Below are 23,190 nucleotides of genomic sequence, written 5' to 3' on the forward strand. Positions count from 1 at the left end.
ATATTACTTACTATTTTTCATAAGTTTTTCTATACCAACGAATGTAACATTAAATATTACAGGTCCAAGAAATATTCCGATAAAACCAAAAGCTTGGATTCCTCCTAGTATACCTATCAATGAGGCAGCGAAACTAAGTTGTACTTGTTTATTGATAATTTTGGGTTGCATAATATTGTCTGTGAAAATATTTAGAGCAAAACCGACTACTAATATTATAATAGCTTTGGTAGCACCATATACTACAAATACACTGGCTCCGATGAGTATATAAACAATGCCAACCATAAATGGGATCATAGATGCAATAGCTACGGTAAATGCAAGTAAAATAGGTGTTGGCATACCTGTTAGTAAGAATGTTATAGCCATAACAGTACCAACAAGTGATGCGGTTAGAAAAATTGCTAAACTTACTCTACGAGTTGTAATAATTGCTGTAGATATGAAACTATCACTATCATCAAAGTCCTTAAGTACTACTTTTTTTGCAAATTTTTCTAAAGTAGAGCTACTAACTAGGAATTGATATACCAGTAAAAGTGTAATTAAAAAATCTGTTATAAAGCTTATAGATGTTGAGCCTACGTATCTAACTTTAGGTAATATTTGACCTAAATTGGAGATTATGGTGTCACTATCATCGTTAATTGCCTTTACTAGTTTGTCAAAATGTTCTTGAAGGATACTTCCTATGTAAGGAATTTTGCCTATAGAATTACCAAGAGTAGTAAAAGTTTGTGAAAGTGTTTCTGGATGTTGTAAGTATGAAACAATCTCTGAAATAGCATAGTATAGAACAATTAATATAGGAATAAAAACACACAGAAGAATCCCCATAACTAATAGGAAACTACTTCTATGTTTACCAATATGTTGCTCTAAGTACTCTTGAAGGGGAGCAAGTATTATTGCTAAAAGTCCTGCAAAAAGAATAGAGTAAATAAAAGGGTATAAAACCCACATTACTAAAGCACCAATAATGCAAATAATAGATAGTTTTTTGATAGTTTGTAGTGACATTTTATTTATAGTTGTTGTAACAATTAGAATAAAGAATAGCAATATGTTTAAGTTTTATAAACTGCTCTATAAGCTTAATTCATAAAACTTACAACTATTTAAGTTGATTCTAAAGTGTAACAAGGTTGATTTATCAATGTTTAGAAGCATTTCGAGAGATTTTACCATTGCTCAATATTTCCTTGAGCATCTAAAAATTTTCCAGAATCTTTATGATGAAGATTCTCAATAAGATTCGTCATTGTTTGGATGCTATCACTAATTTCCATAGTAGCATTATCTCCACCCATCTTAGTTTTAACCCAACCAGGTCGAAGACTTATGGTAATTATCTCTGGGCACTCAGCAGCAAATGTTTTTGTCAACATATTTAGAGCTGCTTTTGATATGCGGTATGAATAACCAAAACCAGCTTTTGTTTGCTCTATAGAGCCAGCTTGACTAGCCATATTGATAACTATTGGATTAGCAGATTTTAGCAGATTCTCTTTGAAATTATGAATAAGATAAAAAGCTCCTAAACAGTTCGTTTGAAAAGCATTATTTATCCAGTTTGGATTAGTTTCAGAAATACTAAATTTTTGATGGTTCTCAGGGTAAATACCGGCATTGTTTATTAATATATCAATAACAATACTTTTATACTTTTGAAATAATTGCTCTTGGTCTGTAGGACTACTAACATCAAGTTTTTCTATAATAAGTTTTTGATATTTCTTAGAAAGTTCTTTTAGGTCATTTGCTTTAGCTGGATCACGGCAAGTTGCGATTACATTACAGTTTTTTGTTAAATAGTGTTCAACGAAACCTAGCCCAATTCCTCTATTCGCACCCGTAATTAAAATATTTTTTTGCATTATTTTAGTACTTATATATTTGGTTTTATATTATATGACAATTAGTTTTGGCATCACTAATTAAACTCTTCGCGGTACTTTTAGGTAGTTCAACAGCTCCTACTCCTGCACCTAAAATAGCTCCTAAAATAACAGCCCCGCCTATTTGGAATAGTTGTATAAATGAGTTTTTACTTAAGCCACCACTATCAAACATCATTGGAGACATCATGGCTCCGCCAACCATTCCTCCTAATAAACCTACAGGTACCATTAGAATAGTTCCTACTCCTATACCTACTGCTGAGATAGGCGTCATAAGGATGGTAGATAGTGTGCCACATTCTTTGTTTTGTTTATTATTTTTGCTCTCTGATAAGCAATACCCTATGTTGGTAGATAGGAGTAGTATCGTAAGACTAAAAAATAAAATTATTTTCTTAAACATAATCTCACTAGTAAGTTAATAGCTTATATGAAACTATATTATCACTTTAAATTAGATTTTTTAAAATTATAAAATTGAAATATGAATAAAGAAAAAATATTTAGAAAATAAAAATTACCAACCAGTAACTTCTTTAAGTTTAGAACCTAATTCAGCAGGTGATCTAGTATAAGCAATACCAGCAGCTTCAAATGCAGCGAATTTTTCTTCAGCTGTACCTTTACCACCAGAGATGATCGCACCAGCATGACCCATACGCTTTCCTGGAGGAGCTGTAACACCAGCGATATATCCGATAACTGGCTTAGTCACATTATGTTTAATGTACTCAGCAGCTTCTTCTTCAGCTGTACCACCAATTTCACCGATTAAGATGATAGCTTCAGTTTGAGGATCATTCTCTAAAAGTTTAAGAGCTTCGATTTGGTTCATACCTGGGATTGGATCTCCACCTATACCGATACAAGTAGATTGACCAAAGCCTAACTTAGTAGTTTGAGCAACTGCTTCATAAGTTAGAGTACCAGAACGAGAAATGATACCAACTTTACCAGGTTGGTGAATATGACCAGGCATAATACCAATCTTACATTGACCTGGAGTGATCACACCAGGGCAGTTAGGACCAACAACTTGTACATCTTTACCTTTTAAATATTCTTTAACTACTAACATATCTAGAGTAGGAACACCTTCAGTAATGATTACAACTAACTTAACACCAGAATCGATTGCTTCGATAGCAGAATCTTTTACAAATGGAGCTGGTACATAGATTACAGATGCATCCGCTCCAGTAGCTGCAACAGCTTCAGCCATTGTGTTAAAAACTGGTCTATCTAAGTGAGTAGTACCACCTTTACCAGGAGTTACACCACCTACGATATTTGTACCATAAGCAATAGCTTGCTCTGAGTGGAAAGTACCGTTTTTACCAGTAAAACCTTGTACTAAAACTTTTGTATTTTTATCAACTAATACGCTCATTATTTAATATCCTTTTAACTGTTTTAATTTATTAACCTAGTGATTTCACAACTTTATCAGCAGCATCAGCTAAACCATCAGCAGGTATTAGTGTTAAACCTGAATCAGCTAATATCTTAGCGCCTTTTTCTGCATTGTTACCTTCTAGACGAACAACTACTGGTACAGTTACGTTTACTTCTTTAACAGCTTCGATAATTGCTTCAGCGATCATATCACAACGTACAATACCACCGAAGATGTTAATTAAAACAGCTTTTACATTTTCATCATCTAGGATTAGTTTGAAAGCTTCGATTACTCTTTCTTTAGTAGCACCACCACCTACATCTAGGAAGTTAGCAGGCTTACCACCGTATAATTGGATAATATCCATAGTAGCCATTGCTAGACCAGCACCGTTTACCATACAACCGATGTTACCTTCAAGAGCTACATAGTTTAGCTCATGCTCAGAAGCTTTAAGTTCTTTAGCATTTTCTTGAGATTTGTCTCTAAGAGCTAATAATTTAGGGTGTCTGTAAAGAGCGTTTGAATCAAGGTTGATTTTACCATCAACACAAACGATTTCGCCGTTTTCTCTAACTGCAAGAGGGTTGATTTCAAATAATGCAAAATCACACTCAACAAATGCTTTGTAAGCACCTAGCATAGTTTTAACGAAATCATTAATTTGCTTACCTTCAAGACCAAGTTTGAAAGCTACTTCACGAGCTTGGAATGGTTGAAGACCAACTAATGGATCTACTTCTACTTTAAGGATTTTCTCTGGAGTGTTGTGAGCTACTTCTTCAATATCTACACCACCTTCAGTTGAAGCCATGAATGTTACTTTACGGCTAGATCTATCAACTACCGCACCAAGGTATAACTCACGAGTAACAGGGTATACATCTTCAAATACACCTACAGAATTAACTGGCTGACCTTCAGCATCAGTTTGGAAAGTAACAAGATTTGTACCGATTAGGCTCTCTGCTACTTCACGAGCTTCTTGAGATGATTTAACAACTTTTACACCACCAGCTTTACCACGACCACCAGCATGTACCTGAGCTTTAACCACAGCAAATTTACCACCAAGTTGGTCAAATGCTTGAGCAGCTTCATTTGGGTTATGAGCTACGATACCTTTTTGAACTTTTAGACCATAGCTTTCTAAAAGATCTTTAGCTTGATATTCATGTAAGTTCATTGATTTTCTTCCTTATTTGATCGTTTGACGAAAATTTTTGTTAAATAACATCTCAAATAATAACTCATTTACGCTATTTTTTCTAATAAAAAACAGAATTTAAACTTAAAGAATAGGATATATGAAAACTCTTTAGCTAAAGCATGTAATGGAGTACTCAATATCATTGATTTTATCGTCTATAAGTATTTTGTTTATGGTGGTGTTACATTTTACCTAGAGTAAATATAATTTACTAAAACTCTCGAATGCTGAAAGATTAGTCCTAAAAAAGTCGTTAATAAAATGCAATTATAGTAATATTATTTGGTAAATTTAAAAATAAAATAAGGTGATTGGGAATGTTTGATTACATATTTAATAAAATTAAATCGACTATTTTTTCTAAACTCACGCCTGCACAATTGTTAATTACATCAGTATTAGCGTTTGTGTTTGGTTTTATTCCAGGAGTCTCATACTCACCATTACTCTTTGTAGCAGTAATAATATTGGTGATAATTCTTAGAATAAATATTGGTGTGTTTGTATTTATTGCGATTATTGCAAAAGCACTTTCATTTTTGCTTGAGATTGTTAGCTTCTCATTCGGACAATTTTTGCTAGATGGTTTTACACAACCTATTTTCAAGACTATGGTTAATACGCCAGTCTTAGCCTATGCCGGATTTGATTATTATCTCGTTGCAGGAGGGTTTGTTCTAGCAATAATCTTAGGTGTTATATTTGGTCTTATTATCGCAAAGATATACAAAAAGATAATTGCAAAAATGTCATCTATTCAGTCAGGTACAGAACTATATAACAAAATCACTAAGAATTTTTTTGTTAAGGTAGCTAGCTGGATCTTCTTGGGTAAGAATATTGCAAAAGTTGACTGGGTTGAAATGCAAAATCGTAAGTTTAGACAGCCATTTAGATTAACAGGAATTGTTCTTGTAGCTTTAATTATTGCGGCTTTGATATATTCTCCTAAGCTCTTAGAAACATCAATGGTATCAAATATCATTAAGCAACAGTTGACTAAAGCAAATGGAGCAACAGTAGACTATCAATCTTTAAGCTTAGATTTCACAAAAGCAAGTCTTGATATTAAAGGTTTAGGCGTGGCAGATCCAAAAAATCTTGATAAGGATAGATTCTATGCTGAAAATGTGAGTGCGAGTCTAAATATTTCAAATTTACTTACTAGACAATTAACGCTAAAAAATGTTTTAGTTACTGGTGTATCTTTAGATAAACAAAGAGCTGAAAAAGCTAGCTTATATATCAATACTAAAGCAACATCTAAAGATGGTGCTAGTATAAACTCAGAAGAATTCAAGAAGAAAGCTATAGAAAGTATTGGTAAAGCAAGTCAAAATTTACAACAAGTAGATCTGCAAAAGTTAGAAGCTAATGCAAAGCAAACTAAAGAAATTGCTGATGGTATTAAGCAAGCAGCAGAGTTCTTATCAAACTTTAGTTCTAGTAATGATGATGCAACTGGTACTAAACAGACAGGATCAATTACACCGAAGCAACAAGCTAAAGTATATGGTTATGCGAATGTAAAAAATGAAATGCTTCGTGATAAGTATCCTAGTTTTGTAATTCAAAATATTGATATAAAAGGTTATCAAAATGCAGGTATTACCTACGATGCTAATATAACTAACATATCAACAAACCCCGTGTTATTAGGTCAGCCAACAGCAATTAATGTTAAATCTGTAAATAATAGTGATGTTGATGTTAGCGTAGTTGTTTCAAATGAGCTAAATGTTGATAATACTGTCAAATTTAATTTGCAAAATGTAGCTGGAAAAGCAATTAAGGGCTTAAATATTCAAGGGGTTAATATAGATGCTAATAGCTTAACAATATCTGGTCAAGGAACTTGGCAGTTTAGTGGAGTAAGAAATATAATGTTCAATATTCCTTTGCAGCTAAAATTTGATATTGTAAGTGTTAGCTTTAACCAGTTTACTCAGAAAATACCTAGCTTAACATTAAACGGTGTTATCACTGGTGATTTGAATAAACTCAACTTTAGTGTTGATGCATCTTCTTTGAAGAACTTATTGAGTGCTGATACTGTCAAAAATGTTGCAAATCAAGTAGCTAAGCAGGCAGGGTTAGATAAGAAAGCGCAACAAATTATTAACAACACCAAGATTAATGGTAAGTCTATCCAAGATTTAAATGCAAATGACATCAAAAAAATTAATAAAAAAGATGTTCAAAATATAGCTTCTCAGTTTGGAATTAAAATTAATTGATAAATTTATTTATAGTCAACTTTCTATTAGAATCCATTTAGTAAATTACTTATATGATATCAGCATATTTATATAGTACTCTTTGCTAGAATATTTATTTATAGTTTTATTTTTTATTATGATGTTACAATAAATGCCTAGGTATTAGGTTTAGTACTGCACTTTACTCATAAAAAGGAGAATAGTTTTGAGAAGGTTTATTATATCTATATTCAGTGTTTTGAGTTTAATGTTATCTAGCTGTGCTAATCAACAAGTTGAGACTAAACCAGCTACTTCTGTAGATGATGCAATATCAACAAAAAATGAAGATACTAGATCGTATGCAGAAGTTATAGCAATTCCTATGGTAATGAGTAGTCTATTAGATGATGAATCAACTCCTAGAGTTGGTCCTAAAAATGCTAAAAAAGCAGTAGTTATATTCTTTGACTATGCGTGTGGCAAGTGTGCACAAATATCAAAAGAAATGAATAAACTAATTAAGGAAAATCCAGATACAGAGTTTATCTTTAAGGCATATCCTTCATTGAAAAGAGATGCAAAAGTTGCAAATTATGCGACGTTAGTTGCTAATGAAGCGTATCTTCAAGGTGGATCAGAATTGTTTTTAGCATACAACAAAGCAGTTTTCTCACAGCGTGAGAGTAGTGGTCGTTTGACAAATGTAGATGTCGAGAATGCTGCTAAACGACTTGGAATCAAAGTCGATGATAATAATCTTAAGCAGAAGGCAGTTACTGAAGAACTTGAAACAAGAAAGCTTGGTAAATTAATAGGATTTCACGGGCCTCATGCATTTATAGTCCTTCCTACGGATTTGGCAAATATGAATGCGAAGCAGCTTGAGAGTAATACAGACAAAATATATGTGATTTCTGACAAGCAAACAAATTCTGTAACAGATGATTATCAAAAGGCTGCAAAATGGTCAGCATCAAAAATTCAAATACAGCTTAAAAATATGAAGTAGAGATGTAATATTACTCAAATACTTCTATAGCTTTCAGGAAAGTATCTACGTTAGCATCTTTTTTAGTTGCATTTTCACTTAAATAGCGACGGAAGACTTTAGCATTAGGCAAACCATTAAATAAGTTTAATGTGTGTTTTGTTATATTGTTAAGTTTCATGTTAGGATCACTTTTTAGCTGGATTTTTATGTATTCAGCCATTTCATAAGCTACTTCAAGTGGAGATATGTCATTGATCGGCTGATTATAAAACAAATTATCAAAATTCTTAAATAACATAGGATTATGATAAGCCTCGCGACCAATCATCACACTATCTACATACTTTAAATGTTCTTGAGTATCTTCTATGGTTGTGACTCCACCATTGATACCCAGTTCTAGGTTTGGGAAATCTTTTTTAATATTATAAACAACATCATATTTTAGTTCAGGAATTGTTCTATTTTCTTTGGGAGATAGACCACTAAGCCAACCTTTGCGAGCATGAATACAAAGATAATCAACACCAGCTTGTACTTGTTTGTTGACGAAGTTATAAAGTTCTTCATAACTGTCATTATGATCGTAGCCAATACGACATTTTACAGAAATAGGTATATCTAAATTATCCTTCATAGCTTTGACACAATCTGCTACAAGTTCAGGCTCAGCCATTAGTGATAAGCCAAAATTACCTTTTTTTACTCTTTCACTAGGGCAGCCTACATTTATATTTATTTCATTGTAGCCAAGATTTTGTGCAAGTTTACCACATGTTATGAAATCTTCTGGGACACATCCTCCAAGCTGCAATGTAACAGGATTTTCTTCGGGATTATATTTTAATAAAAAATCTTTATTGCCATGTATTATGGCATTCAAGGTAATCATTTCTGTATATAGCATAGTCTGCTTTGTTATTAGACGCATCATATAGCGATAGTGCTTATCTGTCCAATCTAACATTGGCGCAATACATATTTTTCTATCAGTAACTTTCATTTAATTGTGTAGTAAGAAATTGAATTATGGGTAATTATAATGGATCATCATCAAAAGTTAAGCGATGAATGATACTATCTATTTGAGTACGATATTTTTCGGTGTCTTTTGAATATCTACTATATTGAGGATTTGATCTATCATATAGCCAGTTAGCTAAATCCCAACCATAAGTTGTTGTAAAGCAAAGTTTACCGAATTCTGTTAGATTAAACTCTGCTTGAGTTTGAAGACACCCTGTCATAAAAACATCAGCATAAGTTTGCAAAATTGGATAATCTTTATTTGGGAATTCAGCATCTTTGAAGTCCTTAACATACATCCAATAGTCACCTTTGGGTAAGCTTTTGATGCCTAGTGGAACAATGTCTTTGTGTGGTATTTTTACGCGACAGTATGATGCTTCTCTTAAATCTGTAGCAGATATATCAGATGCGTTAGCTTGGTAATATATTGCATTCATTACATAGCCTTTATTTGGCACAGCCAATAAAAATGTAGCATGGGATTTATCACCACGTGATGCCCATAATCTTTCAAAACCACTAACAATTATAGGTGCCGCATAAGTCGCTTCAGGAACAGTTATTTGTCGAGAATCTTTATTCATCAAGCTTCCATAGCCAATAACATAGTTATTTCTTTTTGAACTGACCTCAGGACGGCAATTTAAACTGTTTTCAGGTGTTTGAGATAGTTTACTTTGTTCTAATATTCTAAGTTCACTTTGGTGAACTGATTCTGCTTTTTGTATGCCTGATTTCTTCCCGATCAGGAAACTAGAAGCAATTATAACAACTAATAATACTAGTAATAAAATATTTTTCTTTTTCAAGGCTCTAAAAACTGCTTTATATCTAAAGTATAAGATTATATTAGCATTTCTATATTAAATGAAAACCCCTTAAGGATTATTAGAAGGTTACTGATCTAAATTAATATAAATGTTTATTTGTGTTATAATATCATGTGATTGTAGATTTTAAATATAAATATATATTGGAGCTTGTTAATGTCTGAAAATAAAGCTTATGATTCGTCGAGTATTAAAGTACTCAAAGGCTTAGATGCAGTTAGAAAAAGACCAGGAATGTACATTGGTGATACGGATGATGGTAGTGGTTTGCATCATATGGTATTTGAGGTTGTCGATAATGCTATCGATGAAGCTTTGGCTGGTCATTGTGATGATATTAAAGTTATCATAAATAAAGATGGCTCAGTATCTGTGTCAGATAACGGACGTGGTATTCCAACAGATATTCATAAAGAAGAAGGTCGTTCAGCTGCTGAAGTGATTTTGACTGTGCTTCATGCTGGTGGTAAGTTTGATGACAACTCATATAAGGTTTCTGGTGGTTTACATGGTGTGGGTGTCTCTGTAGTTAACGCTTTATCAGAACAGCTAAAACTTACTATATATCGTAATGGTATCGAGCATTATCAAGAGTATGTTCATGGTGTTCCACAATTTCCACTTAAAGAAGTTGGAACTACCGATAAAAAAGGTACAGTTATTACTTTCAAGCCTAGTAAAGATACATTTTCTTTTGTCGATTTTGATTATGATATTCTGATGAAAAGAATACGTGAATTATCTTTTTTAAATTCAGGTGTAAAAATTGAGCTTATCGATAGAATCAATAATAGATCAGAAATATTCAAGTATGATGGTGGTATTATAGCCTTTGTAAAATATTTGAATAATAGTAAGAAACCAATCCATGAAAATGTTATTGCTGTAAATGGCATTAAAGATGATATTCAGGTTGAGCTTGCATTGCAGTGGAATGATTCTTACAAAGAGTCTATTTTCTGTTTTACAAACAATATTCCTCAACGCGATGGTGGTACTCACTTATCAGGTTTAAAGGCAGCTGTTACTCGTACTATGAATACATATATCGAGTCAGAAGGTTTAAACAAAAAGCTTAAGGTTACACTTACAGGTGAGGATACTCGAGAGGGCTTGGCTGCTGTATTATCTGTAAAAGTTCCAGATCCTAAATTCTCTTCTCAAACAAAGGATAAACTAGTATCGTCAGATGTTAAATCTGCTGTTGAATCATTAGTAAATGAGAAGTTACAAGAGTTTCTTTTAGAGAACCCTAAAGAGGCTAAAATAGTATGTGAGAAGATTTTAGACTCTGCAAAAGCTCGTGAAGCAGCTCGTAAAGCTCGTGATATGACTCGTCGTAAAGGAGCTTTGGATATTGCAGGTCTTCCAGGTAAGTTAGCAGACTGTCAAGAAAAAGATCCTTCATTATCTGAAATCTATCTAGTGGAGGGAGATTCTGCAGGAGGTTCAGCTAAACAGGCTCGTGATCGTAAAACTCAAGCAATTCTACCTCTAAAAGGTAAGATTTTGAATGTAGAGAAAGCTCGTTTCGACAAAATGCTTGGTTCTCAAGAAGTTGCTACTCTTATCAAAGCACTAGGTTGTGGTATTGGTGCAGAAGACTATAATCCTGATAAAACTAGATATCATAAAATTATTTTGATGACGGATGCTGATGTTGATGGATCTCATATTAGAACTCTTCTTTTAACATTCTTCTATAGACAAATGCCTGAACTCGTTGAGAGAGGTTATTTATATATTGCACAACCACCTTTATATAAGGTTAAAAAAGGTAAGCAAGAAACATACTTAAAAGATGAAGATGCTTTAGCAGTATATCTTGGGAATATTGGTTTAGAGGGCGCTATTATTTTCCTTGAAGGGGGTAATGCTATTTCTGGTCAAGTTTTAACTAATTATTATGAGCTCTATCAGAAATCAGAAAAAGTAATTAAAAAGTATGCAAAAACATATCCTGAAAAATTACTTAGAGTGATGGCATATGGTGCTAAGTATGTAGATGAAAGTGCTGATATAAAACAATGGTGGGAAACTATTGTTGATAAATGTAATCACAAAGCATTATCTTACGAAAGATTTAAGCTTATAGAAACTAAAGATGTAGATGAGGATGGTCAAGAAACTATTTCTTATGGTGTTAACCACTATATCAATGGTTATGATACTGACTATATTGTTAAAAATAGTTTCTTTACTACTAAGGATTATGAAGATCTTGTTACTTATGGTGATGTATTATCTGATATTTCTTTTAAAGGTGCTTATGTAGAAAGGGGTACTAAAAAGGAATATGTTGATGACTTTGAGTCAGCAATTGATTGGTTACTTAAAGAAGCAAGACGCGGTAATGATGTACAGCGTTACAAAGGTCTAGGTGAGATGAACCCAGGCCAGCTTTGGGAGACAACTATGGATCCTGATAATAGAGTGTTACTTCAGGTATCAATCAAAGACGCTGTAGAGGCAGATGCTTTATTTACTACTCTTATGGGTGATGAAGTTGAGCCTCGTAGGAATTTTATTGAGTCTAACGCGCTTAATGTTGTTAATTTGGATGTTTAATCCTTGTATCTTGTTTACTATTACTTTAATTACATTTACGTTATAATTCTGCTAACTATATATTCATAATTTGACATTTTCTGGTGAAGTATTATAAGCATATAGATGGTTTAAGGGCTGTTGCGGTATTATCTGTAGTATTTTTTCATCTTGATATAAATTTAGTTAAGTCTGGATTTTTGGGTGTTGATATATTTTTTGTTATATCAGGCTTTTTAATTACTAGTATCATTATTAGAGATTTAGAGAATAAAAGTTTTTCATTAAAGAGCTTTTATTTAAGAAGGATGCGAAGAATACTTCCAGCCTTAATTACTGTATTAATATTTTCTACGATTTTTGCATGGTTGATATTGTTACCACAAGATTTAAAGAATTACTCTAAATCGTTAGTAAGTGCATTGGGATCATTCTCAAATTTATATTTTTTCAAGACATTAAGTTTTGGTTACTTTAGTACAGATGCGACGGTAATACCTTTATTACATACATGGTCTTTAGGAATTGAGGAACAATTTTATATATTTTGGCCTTTATTTTTAATATTTGCTTTTAATGTATATATAGGAATAGGTTGGAAAGATAAACAAGCGTTGAGTAGTTTTGATAAGTATTTGATTATAAGTCTGATACTTATAGTTTTATCTTTATTTTGTTTTAGATATTTTAGTTATTTTGAGATATATGATTACTTTAATCATGAGAGGTTTTATTATTTTCCATTAACAAGGGCCTTTGAGCTTTTGTTTGGATGTGCACTTGCTATTTATCTTACAAAATATAAGCCAACAAGTAACAAGTTAATACTTGAGTTATTATCAATTATTTCGATATTGCTTATGTTGTATCCAATATTGTTTAAGGATGTGTCTTATCCAAGTAATTGGACAGTTATTGCATGTGTTGGAGCGGTATTGTATATATATGCTGGTTGTAACGAAAGATATAATACTTTAGTTAATAGGTTTTTATCGATTAAGCCAATTGTATTTATAGGTTTGATTTCATATTCATTATATTTATGGCATTGGCCAATTATTGCGTATTTAAATTATTTAAGTATAGAGAAGACACATTTAGTTAAATTGATCGTACTGACTGTAAGTATTGTATTGGCTACATTGACTTATTTATTTGTGGAGAAGCCATTTAGGTATAAGTTTAAGACATCATTTAAAAAGACACTTATAATATTATGGATAATTCCAATAGCAATCGCATGTTGTTTCGCTTTAGGTTCTAAATATATTAATAATTTCGGCTTTAACAAATATACTATAAAAACAGTAGATTTAGATAGTGATTTTACACAACTATTATATTGTTTTACACACGATAATGATGATGGTGACGGGACGATTAGTAAGAAAATGGCTTCTGATTTACCAAGTAAAGATAAGTGCACTATTATTAAAAATAATAAATCTCCGGATGTTCTTATAGTCGGAGACTCGCATGCTTCTTCAGACTTGCACATGCTAGGAGTGTTTTTAAAGAATGCGAAATTATCTGTTAGAGTTGCTACTCAATCAGGCACACCATTTGTTATCGATTCACAAATAACTGATAAAGTAAGTAATAGGTCTCTTAGAACAAGAAGCATAGTGATTCAAAAACTAATTAAAAGTAATCATTATAAATATGTGGTCTTAGCAGGATTTTGGAATTTATACGATACAAAAGGGTTTTGGCATGTCGATGATATTTGCTATAAGGATCGTTATAAACTTTTAAAAAAAGGCATGACAAATGCTGTTAAGTTTATTATTAATAATGGAGCTATTCCTGTCATAGTAAAAGATAATGCAAGTACGCTTGATTTAAAAGTCTATTGTGGACTTTCAACAGTGAGTCTAAAGTCATGCTTGAATCCATACACTAAAATAAAACAAAATCAAATCGAAATAAATTCTTTTATAGATAAGTTGAAAAAGAAGTATCATCAAATAATTATAATAGATCCAAATAAGATAATTTGTGCTGATGACAACTGGTGTAGAACATCAATAGATAATGTACCTTTATATGTAACTGCAGGAGTTAATAGTCACCTGAGTCCAGAAGGTTCAACATTAATAGGACAAAAATACTTACAAAAATATGGAAACCCTTTTAAGTAAAAATTTTAAAATGGTAATGCTATGAATAATAATTTTTAGTATTATATTTTTATAATTTATATATAATTTTATTAGTTGTATTTTTAGTAGAAGCTTTCCTTTGAAGTATTATAAGCATATAGATGGTTTAAGGGCTGTTGCGGTATTATCTGTAGTATTTTTTCATCTTGATATAAATTTAGTTAAGTCTGGATTTTTGGGTGTTGATATATTTTTTGTTATATCAGGCTTTTTAATTACTAGTATCATTATTAGAGATTTAGAGAATAAAAGTTTTTCATTAAAGAGCTTTTATTTAAGAAGGATGCGAAGAATACTTCCAGCCTTAATTACTGTATTAATATTTTCTACGATTTTTGCATGGTTGATATTGTTACCACAAGATTTAAAGAATTACTCTAAATCGTTAGTAAGTGCATTGGGATCATTCTCAAATTTATATTTTTTCAAGACATTAAGTTTTGGTTACTTTAGTACAGATGCGACGGTAATACCTTTATTACATACATGGTCTTTAGGAATTGAGGAACAATTTTATATATTTTGGCCTTTATTTTTAATATTTGCTTTTAATGTATATATAGGAATAGGTTGGAAAGATAAACAAGCGTTGAGTAGTTTTGATAAGTATTTGATTATAAGTCTGATACTTATAGTTTTATCTTTATTTTGTTTTAGATATTTTAGTTATTTTGAGATATATGATTACTTTAATCATGAGAGGTTTTATTATTTTCCATTAACAAGGGCCTTTGAGCTTTTGTTTGGATGTGCACTTGCTATTTATCTTACAAAATATAAGCCAACAAGTAACAAGTTAATACTTGAGTTATTATCAATTATTTCGATATTGCTTATGTTGTATCCAATATTGTTTAAGGATGTGTCTTATCCAAGTAATTGGACAGTTATTGCATGTGTTGGAGCGGTATTGTATATATATGCTGGTTGTAACGAAAGATATAATACTTTAGTTAATAGGTTTTTATCGATTAAGCCAATTGTATTTATAGGTTTGATTTCATATTCATTATATTTATGGCATTGGCCAATTATTGCGTATTTAAATTATTTAAGTATAGAGAAGACACATTTAGTTAAATTGATCGTACTGACTGTAAGTATTGTATTGGCTACATTGACTTATTTATTTGTGGAGAAGCCATTTAGGTATAAGTTTAAGACATCATTTAAAAAGACACTTATAATATTATGGATAATTCCAATAGCAATCGCATGTTGTTTCGCTTTAGGTTCTAAATATATTAATAATTTCGGCTTTAACAAATATACTATAAAAACAGTAGATTTAGATCAGAATGTTTTACAAGTTCAAAAAAATTGCTTTACTTATGATAATGTTGGCAAAGTGCCCGTTGTAACTAATAAGTCAGCTTCTATTTTACCGATAGCAAATAATTGTATTATAGGAAACTTAAATGCTAAAGCTAATATCTTAATAGTTGGAGACTCGCATGCTTCTTCAGCCTTAGAAATGATAAATGTTTTTTTGAAAAATGTTGATTTGTCAGCAAGAGTTGTGACACAGGCAGGATCACCTTATGTATCAGGAAGCGAAATAGCAAATAATTTGGATACTAGCTATATAAAATCAAGAAGTACTGCTATTGAGAAGTTGATTAAAGAAAATCACTATAAATATATTGCTATGATAGGGTTCTGGAATCTTTATAGTACGGATCCCAATGTTTATAATCCTTTTTGGAAAGCTAATATTAATAAGTACCATGATAATTACGCTTTATTTAAAAGTGGTTTAGAAGAGGCTATCAAATTTATAATACATAATGATGCAATACCTGTTATTTTTAAAGATAATGCGAGTACATTCGATTTGGGAGTAGATTGTGGGCTTACTAAGATAACTGTAAAAAAATGTTTAAATCCATATTCAAAGATAAAAAAAGAGCAATTAGAGATAAATTCTTTTATAGATGAAATGAAAAGAAAATATCCTCAAATAATAGTGGTAGATCCTAATAAAATAATTTGCGCTGATGGTAAATTTTGTAAAGTATCAATTGATGGTGTGCCTTTATATCAGACCTCTGGGGCTAATAGTCACTTAAGTCCTATGGGCTCGACGATTATAGGTGATAGGTATATCAAAAAATATGGAAATCCTTTTAGGTTGGAATAAAATTTATTGTGTATTATATTCTCAGCCTCATTAGTGTATGTTTAACTAACCTTAGCTTTTGTCAGATTGTGATATGACAAATTAAGAAATATTTATATTTGCAATTGATACTTTTTGTTCTATTTCATAAATTTTTATATATAATTTTATTAGTTGTATTTTTAGTAGAAGCTTTCCTTTGAAGTATTATAAGCATATAGATGGTTTAAGGGCTGTTGCGGTATTATCTGTAGTATTTTTTCATCTTGATATAAATTTAGTTAAGTCTGGATTTTTGGGTGTTGATATATTTTTTGTTATATCAGGCTTTTTAATTACTAGTATCATTATTAGAGATTTAGAGAATAAAAGTTTTTCATTAAAGAGCTTTTATTTAAGAAGGATGCGAAGAATACTTCCAGCCTTAATTACTGTATTAATATTTTCTACGATTTTTGCATGGTTGATATTGTTACCACAAGATTTAAAGAATTACTCTAAATCGTTAGTAAGTGCATTGGGATCATTCTCAAATTTATATTTTTTCAAGACATTAAGTTTTGGTTACTTTAGTACAGATGCGACGGTAATACCTTTATTACATACATGGTCTTTAGGAATTGAGGAACAATTTTATATATTTTGGCCTTTATTTTTAATATTTGCTTTTAATGTATATATAGGAATAGGTTGGAAAGATAAACAAGCGTTGAGTAGTTTTGATAAGTATTTGATTATAAGTCTGATACTTATAGTTTTATCTTTATTTTGTTTTAGATATTTTAGTTATTTTGAGATATATGATTACTTTAATCATGAGAGGTTTTATTATTTTCCATTAACAAGGGCCTTTGAGCTTTTGTTTGGATGTGCACTTGCTATTTATCTTACAAAATATAAGCCAACAAGTAACAAGTTAATACTTGAGTTATTATCAATTATTTCGATATTGCTTATGTTGTATCCAATATTGTTTAAGGATGTGTCTTATCCAAGTAATTGGACAGTTATTGCATGTGTTGGAGCGGTATTGTATATATATGCTGGTTGTAACGAAAGATATAATACTTTAGTTAATAGGTTTTTATCGATTAAGCCAATTGTATTTATAGGTTTGATTTCATATTCATTATATTTATGGCATTGGCCAATTATTGCGTATTTAAATTATTTAAGTATAGAGAAGACACATTTAGTTAAATTGATCGTACTGACTGTAAGTATTGTATTGGCTACATTGACTTATTTATTTGTGGAGAAGCCATTTAGGTATAAGTTTAAGACATCATTTAAAAAGACACTTATAATATTATGGATAATTCCAATAGCAATCGCATGTTGTTTCGCTTTAGGTTCTAAATATATTAATAATTTCGGCTTTAATAAAAGTGTTGGAGACTATGTCGCTGTTGGAAAAAATGGTAATGGGGTGTATGAGTATCAATATCCTGGTTGGCAAGAAAGGCTAAAAAAATTATATAATATTAATGACATTTGGGATTATGATTCTAAAGATCTTAATGAAAAAAAATTAGTTCAACAAATTGGGAATGATAAAGTATACGATGTACTTATCTTTGGTGATTCGCATTCTAAAGTTGCTAAATCCATGATAAATAACTGGACCAAAGATCTTGGTTATAGCTCTATTTTGATTGGAGGCGATCAGGGAGCTATATATAAAATTATTGCTGACAAAAGTTATAAAGATATTGTTGAAACCATAATTCATAAAACACATCCTAAGATTTTTGTTTTAGTAGGATGGTGGAATGCTTATGGGGAGAATGGTGGTCCAAAATATGGGAATACAATTTATTTTTTAAACGATATAATTAGTATTCTTGAAAAAAATAATATTCAGCCAGTAATATTATTAGACTGGCCATCACTTAAGGGAATGAAGCCTACTTGTGGAATGACAAAACTTCAACAATTATTGGGTATGGAGTGCTCTAGACCATTATCAGATGTTATAAGATCTCAAAGTAGTGCTGTTGAATATATAAATAGATTGAAAGAAAAATATAATAACTTGATAATTATTGACCCTAAAAAAATAATTTGTTCTCATAATAAATGTCCTAATGTGATGAATAATCATATTATATATATGGATAGTAATAAAATGATTGATAATAATGATTTAAATAATGCACATCTTAATGAATATGGCTCAAATCTAATTGGTGAGTTGTATTTGAAAAAATATGGAAATCCTTTAAAGAGTAGTTAGTCTATTTATTCTGCCAAATTGATTTATATTTCTTTAATTTAGTAATCTTAACAAAAATTAATTTATCTACAGCAATTTAAAAAACTATAATCTTTCGTAAATTTTAAAGTACGACAAATTTAGTGGAGTTTATAGATGTCAGATATTAATTTGAAGATTGGTTTAGCCGAGATGTTAAAGGGTGGCGTTATTATGGATGTTGTTAACGCTGAACAGGCAGAGATTGCTCAACAGGCAGGTGCAGTAGCTGTAATGGCTTTAGAAAGAGTGCCGGCAGATATCCGTAAAGATGGTGGCATCGCTAGAATGTCAGATCCAAAGCTGATTAAAGAAATTATGTCAGTAACCTCTATACCTGTGATGGCAAAAGCTCGTATAGGACATTTTGTTGAAGCACAGATTCTTGAGTCTTTAGGTGTTGATTTTATTGATGAAAGTGAGGTCTTAAGTCCTGCGGATGACCTTAATCATATAGCTAAAGATAACTTTAAAGTTCCTTTCGTATGTGGTTGTACAAATTTGGGTGAAGCTCTAAGAAGAATTGGTGAGGGGGCTGCCTTAATTAGAACAAAAGGTGAAGCAGGGACTGGTAATATTGTTGAAGCTGTTAGGCAGTTAAGACAAGTTAATAAAGATATTAATTACATTAAAGGTGCTGATCAGTCAGAGCTTATGGCTATAGCAAAGAATATGCAAGCTCCCTATGATCTAGTTAAGTATGTACACAAAAATGGTAAGTTACCAGTACCAAACTTTTCTGCGGGAGGTGTGGCAACTCCAGCTGATGCGGCTCTTATGATGCAACTAGGAGCTGAGTCAGTATTTGTAGGTTCTGGAATATTTAAATCAGCAGATCCTCTAAAGAGGGCTAAAGCTATAGTCAGTGCTGTTACATATTATAATGATCCAAAAATTTTAGCTGAAGTTTCTGAAGATCTTGGTGAGCCTATGACTGGGATTAATTGTGATTTTGAGAAATTCTCACAAAGAGGTTGGTAAAAGATGTCTGTCAACGTAGGCGTACTAGCGATTCAAGGAGGGTTCCAGAAACATGCTGAGATGCTTGAGTCTTTAGGTGTAGAAGTTAAGTTAGTCAAATTTACAAATGATTTTGATGAAATTGATAGGCTTATTATTCCTGGGGGAGAAAGTACAGCATTATTAAATCTTTTAACTAAACACCAAATTCTCGATAAATTACAAGATTTTTGCTCACGGAATCCAGTCTTTGGAACTTGTGCAGGTAGTATAATTCTATCAAAAGGCTCTCAGTATTTAAGTCTTATAGATTTAGAGGTAGAGAGAAATGGCTATGGACGTCAAGTTGATAGTTTTGTCACAGACTTAGGTTTTATGAGTAATTCTATCAAAGCCGTATTTATTAGAGCTCCAAAATTTACTAGAGTGGGAGATAATATTGAGGTGTTGGCTAAATTTGATGATTTACCTGTACTAGTTAGGCAAGGTAATATTTTAGTGAGTAGTTTTCATCCTGAATTGACTGAGGATTCTTCTGTGCATAAGTACTTTCTAAATATGTAGTCTTATTTTTGACATTTTTTGCAAAAGAATGTGTTTCTTTGGGCTATCACTAAACTTTCGATTTTAGTACTACAGATGTAACAGTTTTGATTGGCTCTGCCATAAACATTGAGTTGTTGTGTGAAGTAGCCAGGTTTACCTTCTGTATTTTTATAGTCCTTGAGTGTTGTACCACCTTCGGCAATTGCTTTATCAAGTATTTTCTTAATTGAGGTTACAAGCCTCTCAGCTTCTTTTTTTGTGATGGTGTTAGAAGCTCTTGTGGGTAAGATATTACTATCAAATAATGCTTCACTGGCATATATATTTCCTACGCCAACAACTATGCTATTATCCATGATAGTTTGTTTGATTTTTCTAGAGGTTTTCTTTAATTTAGATATCAAATATTCAGTATTGAAATCATCTGTTAAAGGTTCAACTCCATGAGTGGCTAAAACTCTGTGTTCTAGTGGCATCTTATTAGTATTGACTAACCAATATCCAAATTTACGCGGATCATTATAGACTAGATTTAAATCATCAGATAACTCTAAAATAATGTGGTCATGTTTGATCTTGTTGTATTCAGAAGTATTTATAATTTTAACGACACCTGACATACCTAGATGAATAATTAACTGTAAGTTATCTTCTAGATAAATAATTAGATGCTTACCTCTTCTTTGAATATTTTTTACGACTTTGTTTTTTAGTGATAGAAGTTGGGCTTTATCTACGGGATAGCGAAGCTTATCCGTATTTATCTGTACACTTTTAATCTTTTTGCTAATAATATTTTTGGTTAAACCTCTTTTGACAGTCTCTACTTCAGGAAGTTCAGGCATAAATTTGATATTACTATAAAAATTAAGATTACTATATGATAACATAATAGGTTATCTATAAGCTTATTATTACAATTAATACCGGTATAAAAATGCGCCTAAAACAGCTTAAATCTGCTATACATAAAAAATTAAATCAATCTTATATCTATGACTGCAATAAAGAAATTGACTTTAAAAGTTTTGTAAATGGGTCAATAATTATTGCTAATGATACTTCTATAATTACACTGTTAGCATTAAAGAAATATTTAAAAGATAAGGCTATCACTGTACTGGGATGTTTTGATGATAGAATCAGAGGTCTTGAAAAAGCTGTAATTGATGCTGATATAAATTATATTGATGATATTAGTTTTTGGAATCATCAAGATATACTTGTGGTAGATAAGAGCTACATTTCTCAGGTTGAGCAAAATGATAATAGATTTTTGTTGTTTGTATGTGGGCCTGAAATGCCATATTTTTCAGATCGTAAGAACCTAGATAGGCAAGTATTTTTCGATATTGCTAAACTTAAAAATTTAAAAAGTTTGAATGAGGAGATGGATGATCTTTCTGTGAGGGCATGGGAAGGGTACTTAACCTTGCTAAAAGCTCCTGCTGAAATTTGGTTTAGACAAATGTTAAATGCTAAAAAAAATTTAGTATTAACTGATACTACAGGTGTTGCTTTAGATGGCTACAAGTTTGCAACAGGTGCAGCATTGATGTCTAAAAAGCTTCAGGAAATCACTAAGCAAGAAGACAATGTTGGAGTTTGTTTGCCTACTAGTGCTGGTGGGTATTTGGCAATATTGGCTTTGATGATGAGTGCAAAGGCAATAGTTAATCTGAATTATACAGCTTCAGAAGAAGCATTAAGACATGCTATTAATAATGCGGCAATTAAAACAATAATTACCTCTAGAGCATTTGTCGAGAAGCTAACTCACAAAGGTTTTTTTGTCGAAGAGATTTTCTCGATGTGTAAGATTGTTTATCTAGAGGATATCAAAGCAAAAATAACTAAAGCTGAGTCAATAAAAACATTTTTACAAATCAAAATCTTACCTGTTAGATGGTTAGTTAAAAAATATCTTAAACCGACCAAACTAGATGACTTAGCTTTTATAATATTTAGTAGTGGTAGTGAAGGGGTGCCTAAAGGTATTGCAATCAAGCATAAAAACCTTCTTGCAAATGTTTATCAAAGTACAAATGTTATCGAGTGCCAAGAGAATGATTCTGTGGCTGGAATTTTACCAATATTTCATGCTTTTGGTCTTACAATCTCACTAGTTTCTCTGTTTCAAGGGGGGTATATAGCATGCCATCCAGATCCAACAGATGCTAAAGGAGTTGCTAATTTAATCAAGAAAAATAAGACCACAGTATTGTGTGCAACACCAACATTTTTAAGAATTTATACCAAAAATAAAGCAGTTGAAAAAGAAGATTTTGAAACTCTTAGACTTATTATTACGGGTGCTGAAAAACTTTCTAAAGAAGTTCGTACGATGTTTGAAGATAAGTTTGATAAGGTTATTAATGAAGGTTATGGGACAACCGAACTTTCACCAGTTGCTGCTGTTAATAGACCAACCAAATCGCCTAATAAAATAGGTACTGTAGGTTTAACAGTTCCTGGTGGCCAATTCAAAATCATTCACCCAGAATCTCATGAAGAGCTACCTATTGGTGTTGAGGGTATGATTATATATCGCGGGGTTAATAAGATGGATTACTATCTTAATGATCCCAAAAAGACGAATGAGGTGATGATAGAGAAGGGTGGTTATAAATGGTACATAACTGGGGATAAAGGCAAAATTGATGGCGAAGGTTACTTAACAGTAGTTGATAGGTACTCTAGATTTGCAAAAGTTGCTGGTGAAATGGTGAGTTTGGGACTTTTAGAGCAAAAAGTCTATGATACTTTGAGAGAAAAAGGTTATGACTCTCATAAAATTGATTTTGAGGTTTTAGCTGTGGCTACATCAGATACCAAAAGAGGTGAGATTATTAACTTACTATATACTCTAGAAGACTTGGAGCCAACTGATTTGAAAGAGATTGTAAGACATTCAGGGATAGAGAATCTTTATAAGCCAACCAATTATTTTAAAGTTATCTCTATACCTAAACTAGGCTCTGGGAAGACTGATTTCTCAAAGGCTAAAAAACTTGCCAACGAACTGGTTAAGGCATAAT

General features: G+C 31.6%; 17 protein-coding genes. 9 read left to right on the forward strand and 8 right to left on the reverse strand.

The genetic code is table 11. From position 1 onward, the window contains the following. Window positions 1-3: 3 nt before the first annotated feature. The 5 genes from IMS64_RS02640 to sucC form a co-directional block, all read right to left on the reverse strand. Complete coding sequence (locus IMS64_RS02640) at window positions 4-1,023, reverse strand: AI-2E family transporter (protein ID WP_211490823.1); 1,020 nt, start codon at window positions 1,021-1,023, stop codon at window positions 4-6. 161 nt (window positions 1,024-1,184) lie between these two features. Further along, window positions 1,185-1,880 carry an SDR family oxidoreductase gene (locus tag IMS64_RS02645; protein ID WP_211490824.1) on the reverse strand — a complete coding sequence of 232 codons (696 nt, stop codon included), beginning with the start codon at window positions 1,878-1,880 and terminating at the stop codon, window positions 1,185-1,187. A 25-nt stretch (window positions 1,881-1,905) separates the two neighbouring features. Continuing rightward, the gene (locus tag IMS64_RS02650; protein ID WP_211490825.1) at window positions 1,906-2,307 is read right to left on the reverse strand and encodes a hypothetical protein; all 402 of its coding nucleotides are present in this window, start codon (window positions 2,305-2,307) and stop codon (window positions 1,906-1,908) included. A 114-nt stretch (window positions 2,308-2,421) separates the two neighbouring features. Then, window positions 2,422-3,294 (reverse strand): succinate--CoA ligase subunit alpha, encoded by an 873-nt coding sequence (sucD, locus tag IMS64_RS02655; RefSeq protein ID WP_035735287.1) that lies wholly within the window; start codon window positions 3,292-3,294, stop codon window positions 2,422-2,424. A 31-nt stretch (window positions 3,295-3,325) separates the two neighbouring features. Beyond that, window positions 3,326-4,489: an ADP-forming succinate--CoA ligase subunit beta gene (gene sucC, locus IMS64_RS02660; RefSeq protein WP_004288146.1), complete on the reverse strand. Its 1,164-nt coding sequence runs from the start codon at window positions 4,487-4,489 to the stop codon at window positions 3,326-3,328. Between the two features lie 341 nt (window positions 4,490-4,830). Between sucC and IMS64_RS02665 the strand changes: the two genes are divergently transcribed. Both IMS64_RS02665 and IMS64_RS02670 read left to right on the forward strand, forming a co-directional pair. Further along, entirely contained in the window at window positions 4,831-6,750 is a 1,920-nt protein-coding gene (locus IMS64_RS02665; protein ID WP_211490826.1) for a TIGR03546 family protein, read from the forward strand. 187 nt (window positions 6,751-6,937) lie between these two features. Beyond that, window positions 6,938-7,723: a thioredoxin domain-containing protein gene (locus IMS64_RS02670; protein ID WP_211490827.1), complete on the forward strand. Its 786-nt coding sequence runs from the start codon at window positions 6,938-6,940 to the stop codon at window positions 7,721-7,723. Window positions 7,724-7,733: 10 nt separating this feature from the next. Here the strand turns inward: IMS64_RS02670 and dusA are convergent, their stop codons facing one another. Both dusA and chaC read right to left on the reverse strand, forming a co-directional pair. Continuing rightward, window positions 7,734-8,708 (reverse strand): tRNA dihydrouridine(20/20a) synthase DusA, encoded by a 975-nt coding sequence (gene dusA / locus IMS64_RS02675; protein WP_211490828.1) that lies wholly within the window; start codon window positions 8,706-8,708, stop codon window positions 7,734-7,736. Between the two features lie 34 nt (window positions 8,709-8,742). Beyond that, a complete protein-coding gene (gene chaC, locus IMS64_RS02680; RefSeq protein ID WP_211490829.1) occupies window positions 8,743-9,543 on the reverse strand; it encodes a gamma-glutamylcyclotransferase ChaC in 801 nt (266 codons plus the stop codon). Between the two features lie 177 nt (window positions 9,544-9,720). Here chaC and gyrB point away from each other — a divergent pair, with 177 nt between their 5' ends. The 6 genes from gyrB to pdxT all read left to right on the forward strand — a co-directional run bounded on the left by gyrB (window position 9,721) and on the right by pdxT (window position 20,170). Beyond that, window positions 9,721-12,132, forward strand: a complete 2,412-nt coding sequence (gene gyrB, locus IMS64_RS02685) for a DNA topoisomerase (ATP-hydrolyzing) subunit B (protein ID WP_088821007.1) — start codon at window positions 9,721-9,723, stop codon at window positions 12,130-12,132. Between the two features lie 83 nt (window positions 12,133-12,215). After that, window positions 12,216-14,252, forward strand: coding sequence for an acyltransferase family protein (locus IMS64_RS02690; protein WP_211490830.1), 2,037 nt, complete (start codon window positions 12,216-12,218; stop codon window positions 14,250-14,252). A gap of 100 nt (window positions 14,253-14,352) precedes the next feature. Further along, window positions 14,353-16,413 (forward strand): acyltransferase family protein, encoded by a 2,061-nt coding sequence (locus IMS64_RS02695; RefSeq protein WP_211490831.1) that lies wholly within the window; start codon window positions 14,353-14,355, stop codon window positions 16,411-16,413. A gap of 178 nt (window positions 16,414-16,591) precedes the next feature. Further along, a complete protein-coding gene (locus IMS64_RS02700; protein ID WP_211490832.1) occupies window positions 16,592-18,628 on the forward strand; it encodes an acyltransferase family protein in 2,037 nt (678 codons plus the stop codon). Between the two features lie 135 nt (window positions 18,629-18,763). Beyond that, window positions 18,764-19,627: a pyridoxal 5'-phosphate synthase lyase subunit PdxS gene (gene pdxS / locus IMS64_RS02705; protein WP_004288138.1), complete on the forward strand. Its 864-nt coding sequence runs from the start codon at window positions 18,764-18,766 to the stop codon at window positions 19,625-19,627. Window positions 19,628-19,630: 3 nt separating this feature from the next. Further along, window positions 19,631-20,170, forward strand: coding sequence for a pyridoxal 5'-phosphate synthase glutaminase subunit PdxT (gene pdxT, locus IMS64_RS02710; protein WP_211490833.1), 540 nt, complete (start codon window positions 19,631-19,633; stop codon window positions 20,168-20,170). A gap of 2 nt (window positions 20,171-20,172) precedes the next feature. On the opposite strand, the gene mutM is transcribed toward pdxT, so the two are convergent. Further along, the gene (mutM, locus tag IMS64_RS02715; protein WP_200149677.1) at window positions 20,173-20,997 is read right to left on the reverse strand and encodes a bifunctional DNA-formamidopyrimidine glycosylase/DNA-(apurinic or apyrimidinic site) lyase; all 825 of its coding nucleotides are present in this window, start codon (window positions 20,995-20,997) and stop codon (window positions 20,173-20,175) included. Between the two features lie 92 nt (window positions 20,998-21,089). On the opposite strand from mutM, the gene migR reads away from it, so the two are divergent. Further along, window positions 21,090-23,189, forward strand: a complete 2,100-nt coding sequence (gene migR, locus IMS64_RS02720; RefSeq protein ID WP_211490834.1) for an iglABCD operon regulator MigR — start codon at window positions 21,090-21,092, stop codon at window positions 23,187-23,189. The last annotated feature ends 1 nt before the right edge of the window (window position 23,190 follow it).

It is taken from the genome of Francisella philomiragia (assembly GCF_018135955.1).
GTDB classification, from domain to species: Bacteria; Pseudomonadota; Gammaproteobacteria; order Francisellales; family Francisellaceae; genus Francisella; species Francisella philomiragia.

What these genes read in the sequence shown, in the direction of transcription:
- mutM (WP_200149677.1), bottom strand. Translation starts at nt 20,997, where the DNA reads ATGCCTGAACTTCCTGAAGTAGAGACTGTCAAAAGAGGTTTAACCAAA.
- sucC (WP_004288146.1), bottom strand. Translation starts at nt 4,489, where the DNA reads ATGAACTTACATGAATATCAAGCTAAAGATCTTTTAGAAAGCTATGGT.
- gyrB (WP_088821007.1), top strand. Translation starts at nt 9,721, where the DNA reads ATGTCTGAAAATAAAGCTTATGATTCGTCGAGTATTAAAGTACTCAAA.
- dusA (WP_211490828.1), bottom strand. Translation starts at nt 8,708, where the DNA reads ATGAAAGTTACTGATAGAAAAATATGTATTGCGCCAATGTTAGATTGG.
- pdxT (WP_211490833.1), top strand. Translation starts at nt 19,631, where the DNA reads ATGTCTGTCAACGTAGGCGTACTAGCGATTCAAGGAGGGTTCCAGAAA.
- IMS64_RS02665 (WP_211490826.1), top strand. Translation starts at nt 4,831, where the DNA reads ATGTTTGATTACATATTTAATAAAATTAAATCGACTATTTTTTCTAAA.
- sucD (WP_035735287.1), bottom strand. Translation starts at nt 3,294, where the DNA reads ATGAGCGTATTAGTTGATAAAAATACAAAAGTTTTAGTACAAGGTTTT.
- pdxS (WP_004288138.1), top strand. Translation starts at nt 18,764, where the DNA reads ATGTCAGATATTAATTTGAAGATTGGTTTAGCCGAGATGTTAAAGGGT.
- IMS64_RS02645 (WP_211490824.1), bottom strand. Translation starts at nt 1,880, where the DNA reads ATGCAAAAAAATATTTTAATTACGGGTGCGAATAGAGGAATTGGGCTA.
- IMS64_RS02650 (WP_211490825.1), bottom strand. Translation starts at nt 2,307, where the DNA reads ATGTTTAAGAAAATAATTTTATTTTTTAGTCTTACGATACTACTCCTA.
- migR (WP_211490834.1), top strand. Translation starts at nt 21,090, where the DNA reads ATGCGCCTAAAACAGCTTAAATCTGCTATACATAAAAAATTAAATCAA.
- IMS64_RS02640 (WP_211490823.1), bottom strand. Translation starts at nt 1,023, where the DNA reads ATGTCACTACAAACTATCAAAAAACTATCTATTATTTGCATTATTGGT.